The organism is Sphingobacterium sp. UBA1897 (genome assembly GCF_002337775.1).
GTDB lineage: Bacteria > Bacteroidota > Bacteroidia > Sphingobacteriales > Sphingobacteriaceae > Sphingobacterium > Sphingobacterium siyangense.
Map to the genome: position 1 here is coordinate 126,181 of NZ_DDGR01000002.1, position 15,407 is coordinate 141,587.

Annotated in this window: 14 protein-coding genes; 11 read left to right on the forward strand and 3 right to left on the reverse strand. The window is 39.3% G+C overall.

All coding sequences use genetic code 11. The features are described from left to right. Positions 1-259 precede the first annotated feature (259 nt). From B4N43_RS01905 to B4N43_RS01915, 3 genes are read left to right on the forward strand one after another with little or no spacing between them, the layout of a single operon-like run. Entirely contained in the window at positions 260-793 is a 534-nt protein-coding gene (locus tag B4N43_RS01905; RefSeq protein ID WP_075991645.1) for an RNA polymerase sigma-70 factor, read from the forward strand. After that, positions 790-1,758, forward strand: a complete 969-nt coding sequence (locus B4N43_RS01910; protein ID WP_088160653.1) for a FecR family protein — start codon at positions 790-792, stop codon at positions 1,756-1,758. The genes B4N43_RS01905 and B4N43_RS01910 overlap by 4 nt, the downstream gene beginning before the upstream one ends. A 47-nt stretch (positions 1,759-1,805) precedes the next feature. Further along, positions 1,806-3,596: a carboxypeptidase-like regulatory domain-containing protein gene (locus tag B4N43_RS01915; RefSeq protein ID WP_145327596.1), complete on the forward strand. Its 1,791-nt coding sequence runs from the start codon at positions 1,806-1,808 to the stop codon at positions 3,594-3,596. A 127-nt stretch (positions 3,597-3,723) separates the two neighbouring features. Here B4N43_RS01915 and B4N43_RS01920 read toward each other — a convergent pair whose 3' ends face one another. From B4N43_RS01920 to B4N43_RS01930, 3 genes are all read right to left on the reverse strand, one after another. Continuing rightward, the gene (locus B4N43_RS01920; RefSeq protein ID WP_088160655.1) at positions 3,724-4,173 is read right to left on the reverse strand and encodes a KTSC domain-containing protein; all 450 of its coding nucleotides are present in this window, start codon (positions 4,171-4,173) and stop codon (positions 3,724-3,726) included. A gap of 55 nt (positions 4,174-4,228) precedes the next feature. Next, positions 4,229-4,450 (reverse strand): VF530 family DNA-binding protein, encoded by a 222-nt coding sequence (locus tag B4N43_RS01925; RefSeq protein ID WP_046674232.1) that lies wholly within the window; start codon positions 4,448-4,450, stop codon positions 4,229-4,231. 82 nt (positions 4,451-4,532) lie between these two features. Beyond that, the gene (locus B4N43_RS01930; protein WP_075991649.1) at positions 4,533-5,051 is read right to left on the reverse strand and encodes an NADPH-dependent FMN reductase; all 519 of its coding nucleotides are present in this window, start codon (positions 5,049-5,051) and stop codon (positions 4,533-4,535) included. Between the two features lie 215 nt (positions 5,052-5,266). Here B4N43_RS01930 and B4N43_RS01935 point away from each other — a divergent pair, with 215 nt between their 5' ends. The 8 genes from B4N43_RS01935 to B4N43_RS01970 all read left to right on the forward strand — a co-directional run bounded on the left by B4N43_RS01935 (position 5,267) and on the right by B4N43_RS01970 (position 15,342). After that, on the forward strand, positions 5,267-5,824 hold the full coding sequence (locus tag B4N43_RS01935; protein WP_075991650.1) for an RNA polymerase sigma factor: 558 nt from the start codon (positions 5,267-5,269) through the stop codon (positions 5,822-5,824). Between the two features lie 187 nt (positions 5,825-6,011). Next, complete coding sequence (locus tag B4N43_RS01940; RefSeq protein WP_075991651.1) at positions 6,012-7,112, forward strand: FecR family protein; 1,101 nt, start codon at positions 6,012-6,014, stop codon at positions 7,110-7,112. A 169-nt stretch (positions 7,113-7,281) separates the two neighbouring features. Then, on the forward strand, positions 7,282-10,557 hold the full coding sequence (locus B4N43_RS01945) for a SusC/RagA family TonB-linked outer membrane protein (protein ID WP_286732469.1): 3,276 nt from the start codon (positions 7,282-7,284) through the stop codon (positions 10,555-10,557). Between the two features lie 12 nt (positions 10,558-10,569). Next, positions 10,570-12,165 carry a SusD/RagB family nutrient-binding outer membrane lipoprotein gene (locus tag B4N43_RS01950; protein ID WP_088160656.1) on the forward strand — a complete coding sequence of 532 codons (1,596 nt, stop codon included), beginning with the start codon at positions 10,570-10,572 and terminating at the stop codon, positions 12,163-12,165. A gap of 68 nt (positions 12,166-12,233) precedes the next feature. After that, complete coding sequence (locus tag B4N43_RS01955; protein ID WP_075991653.1) at positions 12,234-12,716, forward strand: hypothetical protein; 483 nt, start codon at positions 12,234-12,236, stop codon at positions 12,714-12,716. A 227-nt stretch (positions 12,717-12,943) separates the two neighbouring features. Next, on the forward strand, positions 12,944-13,501 hold the full coding sequence (locus B4N43_RS01960) for an RNA polymerase sigma factor (RefSeq protein WP_075991654.1): 558 nt from the start codon (positions 12,944-12,946) through the stop codon (positions 13,499-13,501). Then, positions 13,491-14,312: a hypothetical protein gene (locus B4N43_RS01965; RefSeq protein WP_088160658.1), complete on the forward strand. Its 822-nt coding sequence runs from the start codon at positions 13,491-13,493 to the stop codon at positions 14,310-14,312. Before B4N43_RS01960 ends, B4N43_RS01965 begins: the two co-directional genes overlap by 11 nt. Positions 14,313-14,409: 97 nt before the next feature. Beyond that, positions 14,410-15,342: a DUF4097 family beta strand repeat-containing protein gene (locus B4N43_RS01970; protein WP_083663539.1), complete on the forward strand. Its 933-nt coding sequence runs from the start codon at positions 14,410-14,412 to the stop codon at positions 15,340-15,342. The last annotated feature ends 65 nt before the right edge of the window (positions 15,343-15,407 follow it).

Consider the following 15,407-nt stretch of genomic DNA (forward strand, 5'->3'; position numbering starts at 1 on the left):
GGCTTACCTTTAGTCGTCACAAAAGCCTTTTTATAAAGTTTTTTGGGTAAATATCATTGGCCGATGGGAGGATGTCATGTACTCGCCTGAGCATCTATACGAAAAGAATTACGAATAGGTATAAATAAGGGATTTGAAATTATATGGCGGATGTATCGAAGTTGATATTAAAAAAAGTGAAAAATTTGTAAGGGTAATAGTCTATTGGGGTGTCTTACTAATAAAGTGGATTATTTAAACAATAAGACAGATTTGATCAATGTCGGAAAATAAAGAAAAGAATTTTGAGCAGCTTTTTCGGGCGCACTACAAAGAGTTACATCGTTATGCCTACCGGTATCTAGGCGATAGTGATGTGGCGGAAGAGGTTGTGCAACAGGTGTTTTTGCGGCTTTGGGAACGCGATTGGGAGGAGCAGATACATACTTCATTAAAAGCGTATTTATATCGGGCTATTTATAATGAAAGTATGAATGTGCTGAAAAAAGAGCAACGTAAGCTAAAATATCAATCCCACGAACTGCATAGGCAGGATTTTGTACCTGCGGTTGATGAAAGTACGCGGGATTTGGACGAAAAGCTACAGGTCGCATTGGCGGAATTACCTGAAAAAAGCCGTACGGTCTTTGAGTTAAGCCGTTTTCAGGAAATGAAATATAAGGATATCGCAGTAACCCTGGATCTGTCGATTAAAACTGTTGAGGGACATATGAGCAAGGCACTGAAGCATTTGCGTATCGAACTTATGGATTATTTAACATTGATTATTTGCTTTCTTATCTATACGCTATGAATAAGGAACTGTTAGAAAGATATATCATTGGCGAGACCAATGAAATAGAGAATATCATGATACACGATTGGTTAGAAGAAGACGCTAACAATAAGGAGGAGTACATAAAAATGAAAAAAATGTGGGATAGTTTGCCCAAACCCCTGGATGTTCCTGATGTGAACGTAGATAAGGCTTGGGCTGACTTCAAAGTTGTGCGAGATAAAAGAGCGGCAGAAGCTGCGGTAATCCCCCAAAAAAAGACTTCTGTAATTCAATGGAGCTGGTGGTTAGCAGCAAGTATCTTGGTCTTTTGTGCTGTAGGATTCTATGTGTTTGATCAATCTCATCGTGAGGAAATGTTTCTTTCGAGTATGGAGCAAGTGCGCCAAGATTCCCTACCTGATGGTTCGGTAGTTACCTTAAATAAAAATACGGAGCTGGCTTATTCAAGCAGGTGGACCAATAATAATAGAAATGTGGCATTGAAAAGAGGGGAAGTGTTTTTCCAGGTCCACAAGGATAAAAAACATCCCTTTGTCATTGAGACAGGGAAAACCAAAATTACGGTATTGGGCACCAGCTTTAATGTGCGCCGAACATCAGATGCGACGGAAGTTATTGTTGCTACAGGATTGGTTAAAGTCGGTTATGCAAAAAAGGAAGTCTTTTTGCGACCACAACAAATGATTACAATCCGGGATAGTGATACAATAAAAGTAGGAAAGGAACCTGTCAAGGATCAGTTTTATAAATATTATGTGGATCGTGTGTTTGATTTTGAGAATACCCCATTGCAGCGTGTTGTTGAGCTGCTAAATCAAGCTTATGCGTATAAGATTATTATTGACCATCCTGCTGATCAGAAATTATTATTGACAGCAAAATTCGAACAAAATAGTTTAACTGAAATTTTGAAAGTCATTTCTAGCACATTTGGATTAAACGTAAATGTGAAAGACAGCGAGATTCATCTGACGAGGTGAGCCAACAGATAGATATATTTTCAGAACAAAATTGTATAGAAAACAACATGATACTATTTTTTATAAAGAGGGTAGAGCTTTATCTCTTAATTTTAATGCTGTGTTCGTTCCATTTGGGAAGGGCACAGCAAAAGCTCGCTGCAACGATTCAAATACCAGCCTTTCCAGAGACTACTGTAGGTGAAGTTTTTCGTTTGTTGAAGGAGCAGCAGGATGTATTGTTCTCCTTTAATGGAAATATCCTACAGACAGACAGTGTGATTCATACTAAAGCCTTCAAAGGGAATTTGTATGATTATCTGGATCGGATTTTGGGCAAGGAATATAGTTTTAAAGAACTTGGACGGCATATTATTATTCAATATACACCTCAGCGGATGTCGGTGGAGTTTGAAGTGAAGACACCTCATAAAAACAAAGTTGTTATAGCGGGGTATATCAAAAATATTCGGACTAATAATCCGATTTCCAATGCCAGTATCTTTGATCGAAGTGCTTTATTGTCTACGTTGACGGACCGAAATGGCTACTTTGAGCTGGACGTAAAGAAAAAAAGTAATCTCATTGCAGTGAACGTTAGTAAGGAGGCTTTTCGGGACACCAGTGTTATGGTGATTTTTCCGATAGAAGCGCAAATTGGCGATAAGAAGAAGCGTGAATATGGCTATTTTGAAGGGTATGAAGAAGATCATGGTCTTTATCGATCTTTTTGGGGACGGGTATTTCTGTCTCCTGCCCAAAAGATCCAAAGTATGAATTTGGGCGGGATGTTTTTGTATAGCCCATACCAAATTTCGATGACACCGGGATTAAGTACACATGGTTTTATACAATCGCAAATTGTGAATAAATTTTCCATAAACATTATTGGTGGATCTACTGCGGGGGTAAAAGGTATTGAGCTTGGTGGCGTATTTAATATTAATCAATATGATATGCAAGGCTTGCAAATGGGCGGTGTTTTCAATGCCGTTGGGGGAAGTGTGCGTGGTGTACAACTTGCCGGTGTAGGAAACCGTGTGTTCGGAGAAATGAAAGGTTTGCAAGTGGCAGGCGTCTTCAATGGTGTAGGAGAAAATGTAAGTGGGGTACAGATCGCCGGTGTGGGAAACCATGTTTCCGGGGAAGTGAAAGGTCTGCAAATAGCGGGTGTTTTTAACAAAGCGGATACGGTTAGAGGTGTTCAAATCGCTGGTGTTGTAAATTTAGCCAATGAGGCTCCAGGAACGACACAGCTTGCTAGCATACTTAACAATAGCGAATCGACTGTTGGAAGTCAATTAGCAGGCATCGCTAATAAAGCTAAAAAAGTAAGCGGAGTTCAGGTGGCAGGTATCGTTAATATTGCCGATAGTAGTGATTATCCCATTGGTCTGCTTAATTTTATTAAAAATGGTGAGCAGAGTCTTTCAGTAGCGGTCAATGAGGATAGCTATCTCGGATTACAATTTCGTTCAGGTGGTCGTGTACTCTATAGTATATTATCGATCAATAGGGCACTCGATGGCAACAGACCGGATAAATATGCCTTTGAAGCAGGTTTAGGTGCAGTATTGATCAATAGGACCAAGTTTAGTCTGCGTACGGAAATAGCTACACGTAATTATCTGACAGAGAAATTTAAAAGCCTGGATAATCATCAGTCCTCGCTGCGGGTAATTCCGGCGTTTAAACTAAGTGAGCGCATGTCTATATTTGTGGCTCCCAGCTTGAACTATGCGGAAAGAGACGAGAATTCAATTTATGGTGGTAGTACATTGTGGAAAGCTTGGCGGAGAGACCGTACCCGAAATACGTTTTATGGAGGTGGAATGGCAGGTCTTATGCTAAAATTATAAAACTAAAAACTATTTGGCAATAGCATTGTTCTATAGATAGCTTTTAAACATTTAACATTTTACGTAAACGCCCTATATCAATCTGATAGAGGGCGTTTATCTTTGTATAGCTGAGAAAGAACAGTGTTTAAGCAACTGTCGCAGTCTTTAATACATTGCGGTAAGGATAAGAATGGAAGATGTGTCTACGGGCAAATCGACCTAAAGAATCTGCGTTGACAAATTTAATATAGTCATTCCGCTGAACACCGAAATATTCATATTGACTGCCGTCATGAAAAGTGACTGTCAATATTTGTGCTTTCCAGTCAATATCCTGAATGCCAGAATTGGTAATTGTCTCCGTGTAGATCGGCAACTGTTGCTCTAATGTTTCTGGACAGATGCTTACCAGGAAATGGTAGGCTTCAATCATTTCCACACTTTTTTGCTCTGCAGCCAAACGACCTTCTTCATCATTGACAAATTTATCTGGATGACATTCTTTCATGATTGTCCGGTAGGTAGATTTTAGGGTTTTAAGATCCACAGATTTCTCTACGTTAAGTAACTTCCGGTAGTCGGCAATTTTTTTCATGGCGGCAAAGATATGCTTAATAATCAGATTATTCGTTATGAAATATGAAAAAAACTTATTTCTTCAACAAGGTTTTTACATAGAGCTGTTCGACCTTCTCTCTAGCCCAAGGTGTTTTCCTTAAGAAAGTTAGGGAGGATTTGACGCTCGGATTCTCATTGAAGCAACGGATGGATATGCGTTGTCCCAACTCTTCCCAACCATAATACTCCACTAAATATTCAATGATCGTGTCGAGCCTTTTTCCGTGTAATGGATTATTAATTTGTTCTTGCATGTCGTAAAGATAATAATCTTCAAATTATGGATTGCGCTAATTTTTATGGTTTGGATGAAAATGGAGCTGAACCTAGTGTGTATTAATCTTCTTTAAGTTGTGTTGCCAGCTTTTCTAGTTCTAAATTGAGCTGTTCGTCCCAAATTGCCCCAGTGGCATCCAGTTTCCCTTTGACTCCTTGTATCAGCAGATTTCGTTTTTCATCAATTTGAGCGCCCAGTCCCTGCAGGATACGTTGTAGTTCGATATGCGCTGTTTCGCCTTGCGCAGCAGCGGTAATGATACTAACGGGTTTATCGGTGAAAACCGTGGTTGCGGCGCACCATTCAAGTAGATTTTTTAATCCACTGGGTACACTGAAAATATATTCAGGGCTACTGATCAATACCAAATCGGCATCGTTGATTACCTGACGAAGTGCAATAATTTCGATTGGTGGATGGGTCTGGCTTTCTTCAGGATCAAAATGAGGCAGTTCTTTAAGACGGTCAAATAGCGTGAAATGGATATTGGCACTAATCTCCTGTTGGAGGTGACTTACAATATGATGATTGGATGAATGTGCACTGGCGCTACCTACAATGGCAAAAATAGTTTTCATGTGAGTTTAAATCTAGTCAACGGCTGTATACTGCTGTTGTGTTTTTACTTTTTATATCCTTAATGAAGGAACTAAATTACAATATTCAATTCAAACGATTTACTTTGTTCTTCGCTTCAATGTAATTTTTCGTTTCTTTCTCCTTTTACCGATTAAGTTTATACTTTTGGAACTGAGGACTTATTATTGGCTTTTTTCGGATTATATGCTTTATTATGAGAAATAAAATGGGGTACCGCTTATTGTGGGAACGTATTCGTACAGGAGACGAGACGGCTTTCTTTGATCTATACGCGGCGCTCTATCAAGAGCTTGTCAATTTTGGAATACGCACTTGTGGCGACAGTGACTTGGCAAGTGAAGCAACCGATCAGGTATTTGTTAAAATTTGGGAGAAAAGAGAACAGCTAGATCGGGTAGAAAATGTACAGTCCTATCTCATTACTTTTTTAAAAAGACGTATTCTGCGTCTACTGGAGAAACAACATAAAATCAATACAGCCCTTCAAAATGTGAAAGCTGAAGATGATTGGGTGGAGATGCCCTATGAGGAGTTTGTCATCAAAGTACAGACGAATGAAATTATACAGATCCGTTTGAAGGAGGCGCTGGAGAAGTTGTCTTTTCGTCAGAAACAGCTGGTGAATCTGAAGTTTTTTGAGGGCTATTCCTATGAAAAAATAGCTGAAACTACGCAGATGTCCGTGAAAACTGCCTACAATACACTTTATGATGCTTTAAAGATTCTGAGGGAGGAATTAAAAGATATCTAAGTTTTGTGTCTGGCTTTTTATTTTAAGCCTTCAATAATAACATGCTCGTACGATGTTTGCAAAAGTAGGTGTGTTGATATTTTTTATTTAAAATAATTGATTGATTTTCAGTTGATTGAAAAATAATTTAAATTTTCCTTAGGAAAAAGCCATGCTTTAGGGCACTATAGAGTAAATACCCAAAAGAATGAGCCAAAAAGATTATAAACAGTTAGAAGATTTTTTGATTGATGATACTTTTCAGAAGTATTGTTCGGGAGAAGATAAAAACTGTATTCTATACTGGCAACAATATAGCCTGAATCATCCAGAACAAGCGGAGACGATTCTGAAAGCCAAACGCCTATTTCAACTCTTGGTTGGTAACCGTAGACCTGTGAATGAGCAATTGGAAAAATTGAAGACAGATCTGCAGAATGCTCCAGTAGAACATCGCGTGTCCTATCGGTTTAACTGGCCTAAATGGGCAGCCATTGCCGCTGTATTTGTCGCTTTGGTATCGGGTGGTATCTGGTATTATGCTCAACCAGGCAAAGTTGATACGACATTACCAATAAGCGCAATTGGCCAGGTCTATCAAACAAAAAATGGTGAAAAAAAGACCTTCGAATTAAGTGACGGAAGTACAGTGACATTAAACTCTGCTAGTAAACTGGAGTTATCGGCAGATTTCAATCAGGAATTGCGTGTGGTGCGGCTTGCGGGTGAAGGTTATTTTCAGGTGGCCAAGAATAAGGAAAAACCTTTTGTGGTACAAGCATCTGATTTTGATATCAAGGTCCTGGGAACAACATTTAATGTGAAGAGTTATTCCGATGAACCTACAGCAGAAGCACTGCTTGTAGAAGGTTCGATTGAAATGACGAGCAAAGGACAGCGTGAAAATTCTGTGGTCATCAAGCCGAATCAAAAAATCACGATCTTTAAGAATCAAGCTGAAATAGCAGTCGCTCGTAAAACCAATAAACCAACCGCGAGCAAATTACCGATTAAGGAGATTGCCATAGAGAACATCCCTACAATAGAATCCAATACAGCTGAAATACCAGATATTGCATGGCGTGAAAATAGATTAGAAATCGTGGACCAAGATTTTGAATCGCTTCGCCGGACATTAGAACGCTGGTATGATGTGGATATCCAAATCCAAAATGATCAATTAAAACAATACCGTTTTACGGCAACTTTTAGTAGGGAGAATATTGCTCAGGTACTGAGTGCTTTACAGAGCGTTGAACCTTTTAAATTTAATGTATATGGGAGAAAAATAACTATATCAGAAAAGTAAAAAGGATGGTGGACCAACACCATCCTTCATTGAAAAAATGATTAACCAAAAGCAGCAACATTGGGGCGTGCTGCTTAATATTAATTTTAACCAACACTAAAATATGATTAAAAATTGCTTATTGCAAATGCGCAATGGATATATTGTGCATTTTAGATTCATTATCCGGATGAAACTAGCCTTAATTATGACTACGTGTGCTGTTATGAATGTTTCGGCAAATGTATTTTCCCAACAAAAAGTCTCCTTGGATGTCCAAAAAACAAAACTGAGCAAGGTACTTAAAATGATCGAAGAGCAAAGTGATTATTACTTTGTTTATAATTCGACGAATGAAAATTTAAATAAAGAAGTGTCAGTCAATGCGAATAATACCAAGGTATTGGATGTGTTGGCTAAGCTTTTCAATAAAAGTGGATTGGTTTATTCCGTTTCTAAGGAAGGTCTTGTGGTTGTCAGTCAACAGCAGCAGGTGGCTGTCGCAGGTGTCGTCACTGACGATAAAGGCAATCCCTTAGCTGGTGCTACGGTACGTGTTAAGGGAACCGCGGTAGGACGTGCAACAGATATCAATGGACGCTTTATGATCGATGCGGCAACGGGAAACACCTTAATTATTTCTTTTGCAGGTTACACTTCGCAAGAAGTGGCCGTAACCAAAGAGGGTGATCTGAAAATTGTTTTATTGGAAGATAATCGGATGCTCAATGAGGTCGTTGTGACGGCATTGGGTATGAAGAAAGAGAAGCGCTCATTGGGGTATTCTGTTACGCAGGTTGCCGGTGAATCGCTAACCACAGCCCGTGAAAATAATGTGATGAATTCACTCGTAGGAAAGGTGGCCGGGTTGGATATCAGTTCTACTTCTGGCGGTGCCGGAGCTGCGTCCAATGTGACCATCCGCGGGGTATCGAGTTTGAATCAGACAAATCAACCATTATACGTAATTAACGGTATTCCTATGGAAAGTAAGCCGGTAGGTATCGGAAACGCCAATTCCAAAGGAAACTCAGGGAGCCAATGGGATAATGCACCCGATCTTGGCGATGCAATCGGCAATATCAACCCAGACGATATTGAAAGTATTTCGGTATTGAAAGGTGCTGCAGCATCTGCATTATATGGTTCAAGAGCCAAGGCAGGGGTTATCCTTATTACAACAAAATCAGGAAAAGGCAATTCGATCGATTTTAATAGTAACCTTGTTGCCGAGCAAATTATAGACAACACGAATTGGCAAACAGTCTATGGTCAGGGGGCAAACGGTGAGAAGCCAACGACCCAAGCAGGCGCAGCCCAAGTGGGAGGTTCAAGCTGGGGAGCTAAATTAGATGGAACACCCGTCGTACAATTCGATGGCGCATCAAGACCTTATTCATTACAAAAGGGAAATTTAGATCGGTTTTACCGCACTGGTTCGACATGGACTAATACATTAGCGTTAAATAAATCATTTGATGGTGGCTCTATTCGTCTGTCAGGGACAGATGTCAATAACAGATCTGTTGTTCCAAATTCGGGACTGAAAAGACAGTCGTTCAATTTGGTTGGACTTTTTGAGCCACTCAAAGGTTTGACGATTGATGCACGCTATAATATGATTCTGGAGCAAGTCAAAAATCGTCCAATGGTTTCTGACGGTGCTGGAAATGCCAATTACAACGTCATGTTTTTGCCAACGAGCATCAATGTAAACGATTTGAAGCCATGGAAAGATGACAATGGAAAAGAAATCCTTTATAATTCGGGGAATGTGTATGCAACCAACCCTTGGTTTGCAGCAAATGAGTTTATCAATAATACGAACCGGGATCGTTCGATCGCTTCCGTAACAGCAAAGTATACCATGGGTAATGGTTTGTTTGTTCAGGGAAGGGCAGGAAGAGATGGTTATACCGATCATTATAAGAATGTTGTTCCTTCTGGCACCGGCTATTATGAGAATGGTAAAATTGCAGAGCAAGAAACTAAATTTGCAGATATTAATGCCGATGTTTTGGTCGGTAAGTCATTCACTTTCGGAGATTATACCCTTACACCTAATCTTGGTGCGAGTTACCGAAATACTAAAATCAGACAGACGACCAATTTAGGTACCGACTTCGCGATATTTGGTGTGTATAATATTTTGAACGCAAAAAATAAGTCGGTAGCGTATCTCGAAAGTGAATCGGAGACACAGTCTACTTATGGTACCTTAGAATTTGCTTATAAAGATATAGCTTATTTGACTGGTAGTTTACGCTCTGACTGGTTTTCTACCTTAGCCACACCTGGAGTAGATAATAAATTAAACTCTGTTTATCCCGCAATCTCGGGTTCATTTATCTTTTCAGAATATCTAAAACCATCATGGTTGAGTTTTGGAAAGTTGAGAGCAGGTTTTGCTCAGGTAGGACAGGCAACAGATCCTTATCAAACCTTGTTAACCTATAATTTTAGAAGTGAGGTACTTAACGGACAACCTTTAGGGGTTATTAACAATGTGAATATTCCGAACTCTTCTTTAAAAGCTTCTACAGCAACAGAGTTGGAAATCGGAACGGAGTTGCGTCTTTTTAATAATCGTGTAAATTTGGATCTAACATGGTATAACAAAAAGTCGAAAGATGAGATTTCCTTTATCACAACGCCTTCCGCAAGCGGATATGCCGGTGCCGTACTCAATGCCGGTAAAATGCAAAATAAGGGATTTGAAGCATTGATTTCAGCCACAGTTGTCAAAACGGAAGATTTTAAATGGGTATCCTCATTGAATGGTTCTTACAACGACAATAAAGTGATTTCATTGGCTGAAGGAATGGACGAGCAGACGGTAGCGACTTCGCGTTCGGGTGTAGGTTACTTAATGAATAAAGTTGGTATGCCTGCTTTTCAGATCATGGCTTTCGATTATAAATACGATAGTAATGGTGAGATCGTAAAATTGGCCGATGGTTCTCCTGACCGGGGTGAGTTAAAGTCCTACGGTTCGGCAATGAATAAATGGTTTGCTGGCTGGAATAATGAGTTTAGCTACAAAAGGTTCAATTTTTCTTTCTTGGTTGATGGAAAATGGGGAGGAAAGCTTTTCTCGGGAACAGATTACTACGGTTATATTTTTGGATTACATCAGGAAACTGTGGCTGATCGTGAAAGCTTGGGCAGAACAGCTTCTACTTATTATACCAATACGGCAAATAATGTATCTAAGATATTTGTAAACAGCGCTGATTTTGTAAAATTGAGACAGGTCGTTATGGGCTATACTTTCCCATCCAATCTATTTAATAACAAAGTTAAGTCGATTACAGTAAGTGCTGTAGCGCGCAATCTCTGGACGATCATGAAGAAAACAAATAACATAGATCCAGAGTCGAGCTATAATGCAACTTTCCCGGGCCTAGAGCTTGGAGGTGTACCAGCTGTACGTACTTACGGTGTTAATTTAAGTGTTAAATTCTAATTGCAAACAATCATGAAAAGATATATTAAACCGGTAGTTATTAGTTTAATGGCAGCGACGTTATTTATGGAAAGTAGCTGTACAAAAGATTTTGATAAGATAAATACAGATCCAGTTGCTTATGGTAAAGAAAATTGGGATCCAAATTATACATTGAGCTCTGCACAATTATTTTATACAGGAAGTTTTGATTTTGCATACGATACATGGCGTGGAAATCTAATTTACTCGTCGACAATGATGCAGGGTCTATCGACTGTAGTGAGTTATTGGGCCGGCGATAAATATATGCTGAATGAAAGCTATACCGCGGCGTATTGGGGTACGGGTACAGTTGGGGCCTATATTGAGCAGGTTCGTAATATTGTGGATGTGGTTGAGTTTACAAAAGACAAACCAAAATATGCAAATCTGTACAATGTCGCACGTATTTGGAAAGCTTTAATTTTTGCTCGCTTAACTGATTTGTATGGTGATGTTCCCTATTCGGAGGCGGGACTGGGTTTTTATACCAAAGTTTATAAACCGAAGTATGATAAGCAGCAGGACATCTATAACGATTTGCTAAAGGAGCTTGAAACGGCTACTGCAGCATTAAAGGATGATGGTGATAAAGTCACTGGTGATGTTATTTATAAAGGTGATATTGCGAAATGGCGCAAATTTGGCAATTCTCTGCTCTTACGAACAGCGATGCGTTTGGTTAAAGTAGACGAATCTAAAGCGAAGGAATATGTACAGAAGGCTGTGGGTAAGACAATGGACAGTAATGCCGACAATGCATTTATTTTACACGATGAATCAGGATCTAGGGTTACTCAGAATAGAAATAGCCAGGTTTTATTGGGCGATGGTGGCCAAGAGAATTATTATGTAAAATGGTCTAAAACATTTATTGACTATCTAAAAAGCAATAATGATCCGAGGTTGCAAAAGGTTGCTGTTACAAAACTATATTTATCGGAAAAGGACAAAACACAGAACGGGAGTTTTATCACAGATCCAACCAAGCAAAAGGGGATGCCGAATGGAAAAGATTTGGGATCAAATGCACAGTATAACATTAGTAGCGACCCAAGTTACACGACATTTGCAGAATATTCTTCGCCCAATCCTAATATGATCAAGCGGACCGGTGCGACATTTATTTTGACCTACGGTGAATCCGAGTTGCTTTTGGCTGAGGCTGCCCAACGTTGGGGAGTAGGTGGTAGTGCAGGCGATCATTATAAAAAAGGTGTGAAGGCAAGCATTACCTATCTGAATCAGTATGATGGTTCTTTGACAATAAGTGATGCAGATGCTGAGACTTATTTGGCTGCGAATCCATATAATGCTGCTGATGCCTTAAAACAGATCAATACCCAATACTGGGCACATACGATAACGATGATGGATTTTTATGAAACTTGGAGCAACTGGCGCAGAAGTGGGTATCCGGCGTTAACTCCTGTGAATTATCCAGGAAATGCTACTTCGGGGACTATTCCTAGAAGATTCCCTTATCCTTCTACTGAAGCGGCTATCAATGGCGAAAACTACAGAGCAGCTTCAGCCGCAGTACCTGGCGGAGATAAGTTGTCTGGTCGAGTTTGGTGGGATAAATAATTACAATGGTTTGTTTTTGATTGAGGCTGAACTTTCGTAGTTTGGCCTCTTTAAACCTTTTATAAAATATGATAAACCTAAAAAATCAACTGCTATTTGCGATTGCGATTTCCTGTCTTGTTTTTTCATGTAAAAATACTACCGAAAAGAAAGATGTGGATGCCGTAAAAGCCAAGTCCTTGACCGGTACCTATAAGCTTATTGAAAGCAAAACAATCAAAGGGAAAGATACGGTAACTGCTTTTACGGACACGAGCAAAACCGAAATGTTTAAAATGTTCAATGATGACCATTTTTCCTTTTTTAACCACGATAAGGAAAAAGGTAAAGGTAAAGAACCGCTGTTTGTCGCAGGTGGGGGGACCTATTCTTTTGATGGTGTCAACTATCAAGAAAGATTACAATATTGTTCAATGCGCGATTGGGAAAGTAATAAGTTTGATTTTCAACTTACTTTAAAAGGAGATACATTGGTTCAGACAGGTGAGGAAAACTTACCTGAATTGGGAGTTAAACATACCATTGTGGAGACCTATCTAAAAGTTAAATAATCGATAATCTTATACCTGGAGTTTTAAAATCCTTATTAAGTTTATTTTATTAATGCAGACACTCAAGTTCATTCTTGAGTGTTTTTTGTTGAAAGGAGGCCCTTTAATGGGCTTTTGTGCATTTTTAGAATTATTTTAGAAAAAAAATAAAATTATATTGCAACATTTTCAGCAGAGCCCCGACTACATAGTAGAAACATAAGAATTAACAGTATTAATTTTAGAACGTGCAAAATCAGCTTAGCGATAAAGATTTATTAGCGATGTGCCAAACGGGCAATGAGTCTGGATTTGCACAGCTCTATCATCGGTATGCAAAAAAGATTTTTAATTCTATTTATCGGATTTTGTCCAATCAGGAAGAAAGTGAAGATATTTTACAGGAAACCTTTGTTGACTTTTTTTCAAGATCAGATAAATGGCATTTAGTTCTCAGTGTGGAAGCCTGGTTGAGAAGGATGGGGGTGAATAAGGCAATCTCACTGTTACGGAAGAATAAGCAATATTTTACGCCGGTGGATGATTTGGAAATCAAGGATGATGGCGAAGACGAATTGCTGGAAAAAGAATGGCGTGAATGTCGTTTGACAGATTTAGAGCATGTGATCGATCAATTGACAGGCGTACCTAAGATGGTTGTTAATCTTTACCTGTTTGAAAACATGAGCCATGATGAGGTTGCGGAAACATTGGGGATGACAGCGGTTGCTGTACGTAGTCAATATCACCGTGCTAAAAAGAAAATTTACGAAGAATTGAAGGAAAGGTATAATTATGCGGGATAATTTAAAAGATTTTGTGAACGCTAATCGGGAGGCATTTGATCAGAGAGAACCTTCGGCTGACTTATGGAATAAAATAAGACCACAAGTAGTTCCTCCTGTTCAGGAAAGAAAGATTAAGCCTTTATGGACGTGGGCTAGTATTGCGGCAGCAGCCCTGTTAGTTGGGACAGCAACTTTTATTGCTTTTAATCAACAACGAGCAATAGAAGTAGAAAAGCCTGTGGCTGCAGTACATCCTATTACTGTTCCGGAAAAAGAAGACAATGCAAAAGCAGTTGATGCTGAGGTGATGGGAATTCATACTGATAGCCAAGAGGCTTCAGCTCCCGTTAAGGCAATCGCCGGTATCGAAAGCAAAGGAAAACAATTGGCAAAAGCAAGCGTATCGGAAACTGCTCATCGTGAAATGGAAGAGAAAATGGATTACGTTCAGATGCTTCAGGATTCGAGTTCCGCAAGCACGCGTTTAAGTGCTGTCTTGGCGATGAAAGATGGGGGTAAGTTAGACCGGAATAGTGTGGGAGCTTTGGAAAAGACAGCAGTGTCAGATCAAAGTAGTAATGTCCGCATGGCTGCAATCGAAACCATATTAAGTGGACTTAGTCCAGAAGAACGTCAGCAGAAAGTTCAGGACTTCTTTGTGGAGCAAAATGACCCCACTTTACAAATGGAACTGATGCAAATGATGGCTCAACAGGAGGATCCGACGATGAAAGCAACAACAAAAGAAAAGTTAAATGAAATTGTGGAAGATCCATTTACCCTGAAATTTGTGAAGGAGCAAGCATATGCGGTATTATTAAATCAATAATAGGATATATTAAGGTAGAAGTCAGATTGTGTAGGTTAATCTATGAAAAAGCTTAAAATGCATTATTTGACAAATAATGAAGATAAATTAAAACGAAATGAAAAAGATAAGGATAATGATGATTGGGGTCGCACTGATCTTTGCAAGTGTATTGCAGGCCCAAGTAAATGAAACTGTAGAAAGTGTGGCTGCGCCAAAACCTCCTAATCCTCCTAAAAAGGCTAGAGCGGTTTCAGGAGTTGTTGTTAGTAATACTAATAATTTTACATACAGTTCTGCCGGATTCGGCCGTAAAAAGGGACCGAAAAACTGGAAAGAAATTAAAGTGCCCAACTTGGGGAATAAACTTTTACTAAAATTGGATAATGTTTATATTGAAGGTTATAAGGGAAACGATGTGCTGATTACAGCCAAGGTAGAGGAAAGTGAAGAAAATGACCGTGCAAAAGGCCTACGTGTGATCAATGGCTCGGGATTATCGGATAATTCAGGACTTGGTATGAACATCAAAACAGAAGGTGGAGTGACTGAAATAAGTATGGTTGGGATGCCCTTAGAAGATTCTATTCGTATCAAGATACCAATGGATTTACCTGTGACGATCAAAGGAGGGCGTGGGGCTATGTTTAATGCTGGAGTTATCGAATTAAAAGATATCCGGGCTGAGGTTGAAGTTGCTAGTACGATAGGCGACGTGAATTTATTGAATGTTACCGGGCCGATCAATGTAAAGGTTTCACAGGGAGATGTTACAGCCAAATTTGTTCAACCTGTCAAAGGACCGATTTCTTTAGTCGCTGCCATGGGCGCTGTAGATGTTGCCTTCCCAAAGAATTTCGGCGCTAATGTGGATGTAAAATCTGCTATGGGGAATATCTATGCTGCGGACGAATTTCAATTCGAAAAACCTGCCGAGGAAGCCAAATCAACTCCGATGGGTAACGCCGTGAAAGGCAAAATGAATGGTGGTGGACAGGATGTTATTTTAAAAACATCCATGGGAGATATCTATATAAGAACACAGAAATAATATATATAATAACATAGAAATAATAAAAAAAATAGCCTGTTATAAACAACAGGCTATTTTTTTAG

Bases quoted from the DNA above. Each gene is read 5' to 3' on its own strand.
- B4N43_RS01920 (WP_088160655.1), bottom strand. From the start codon at position 4,173: ATGAAAAAAATTGCCGACTACCGGAAGTTACTTAACGTAGAGAAATCT.
- B4N43_RS01940 (WP_075991651.1), top strand. From the start codon at position 6,012: ATGAGCCAAAAAGATTATAAACAGTTAGAAGATTTTTTGATTGATGAT.
- B4N43_RS01965 (WP_088160658.1), top strand. From the start codon at position 13,491: ATGCGGGATAATTTAAAAGATTTTGTGAACGCTAATCGGGAGGCATTT.
- B4N43_RS01950 (WP_088160656.1), top strand. From the start codon at position 10,570: ATGAAAAGATATATTAAACCGGTAGTTATTAGTTTAATGGCAGCGACG.
- B4N43_RS01915 (WP_145327596.1), top strand. From the start codon at position 1,806: ATGATACTATTTTTTATAAAGAGGGTAGAGCTTTATCTCTTAATTTTA.
- B4N43_RS01945 (WP_286732469.1), top strand. From the start codon at position 7,282: ATGAAACTAGCCTTAATTATGACTACGTGTGCTGTTATGAATGTTTCG.
- B4N43_RS01935 (WP_075991650.1), top strand. From the start codon at position 5,267: ATGAGAAATAAAATGGGGTACCGCTTATTGTGGGAACGTATTCGTACA.
- B4N43_RS01930 (WP_075991649.1), bottom strand. From the start codon at position 5,051: ATGAAAACTATTTTTGCCATTGTAGGTAGCGCCAGTGCACATTCATCC.
- B4N43_RS01955 (WP_075991653.1), top strand. From the start codon at position 12,234: ATGATAAACCTAAAAAATCAACTGCTATTTGCGATTGCGATTTCCTGT.
- B4N43_RS01910 (WP_088160653.1), top strand. From the start codon at position 790: ATGAATAAGGAACTGTTAGAAAGATATATCATTGGCGAGACCAATGAA.
- B4N43_RS01905 (WP_075991645.1), top strand. From the start codon at position 260: ATGTCGGAAAATAAAGAAAAGAATTTTGAGCAGCTTTTTCGGGCGCAC.
- B4N43_RS01970 (WP_083663539.1), top strand. From the start codon at position 14,410: ATGAAAAAGATAAGGATAATGATGATTGGGGTCGCACTGATCTTTGCA.
- B4N43_RS01925 (WP_046674232.1), bottom strand. From the start codon at position 4,450: ATGCAAGAACAAATTAATAATCCATTACACGGAAAAAGGCTCGACACG.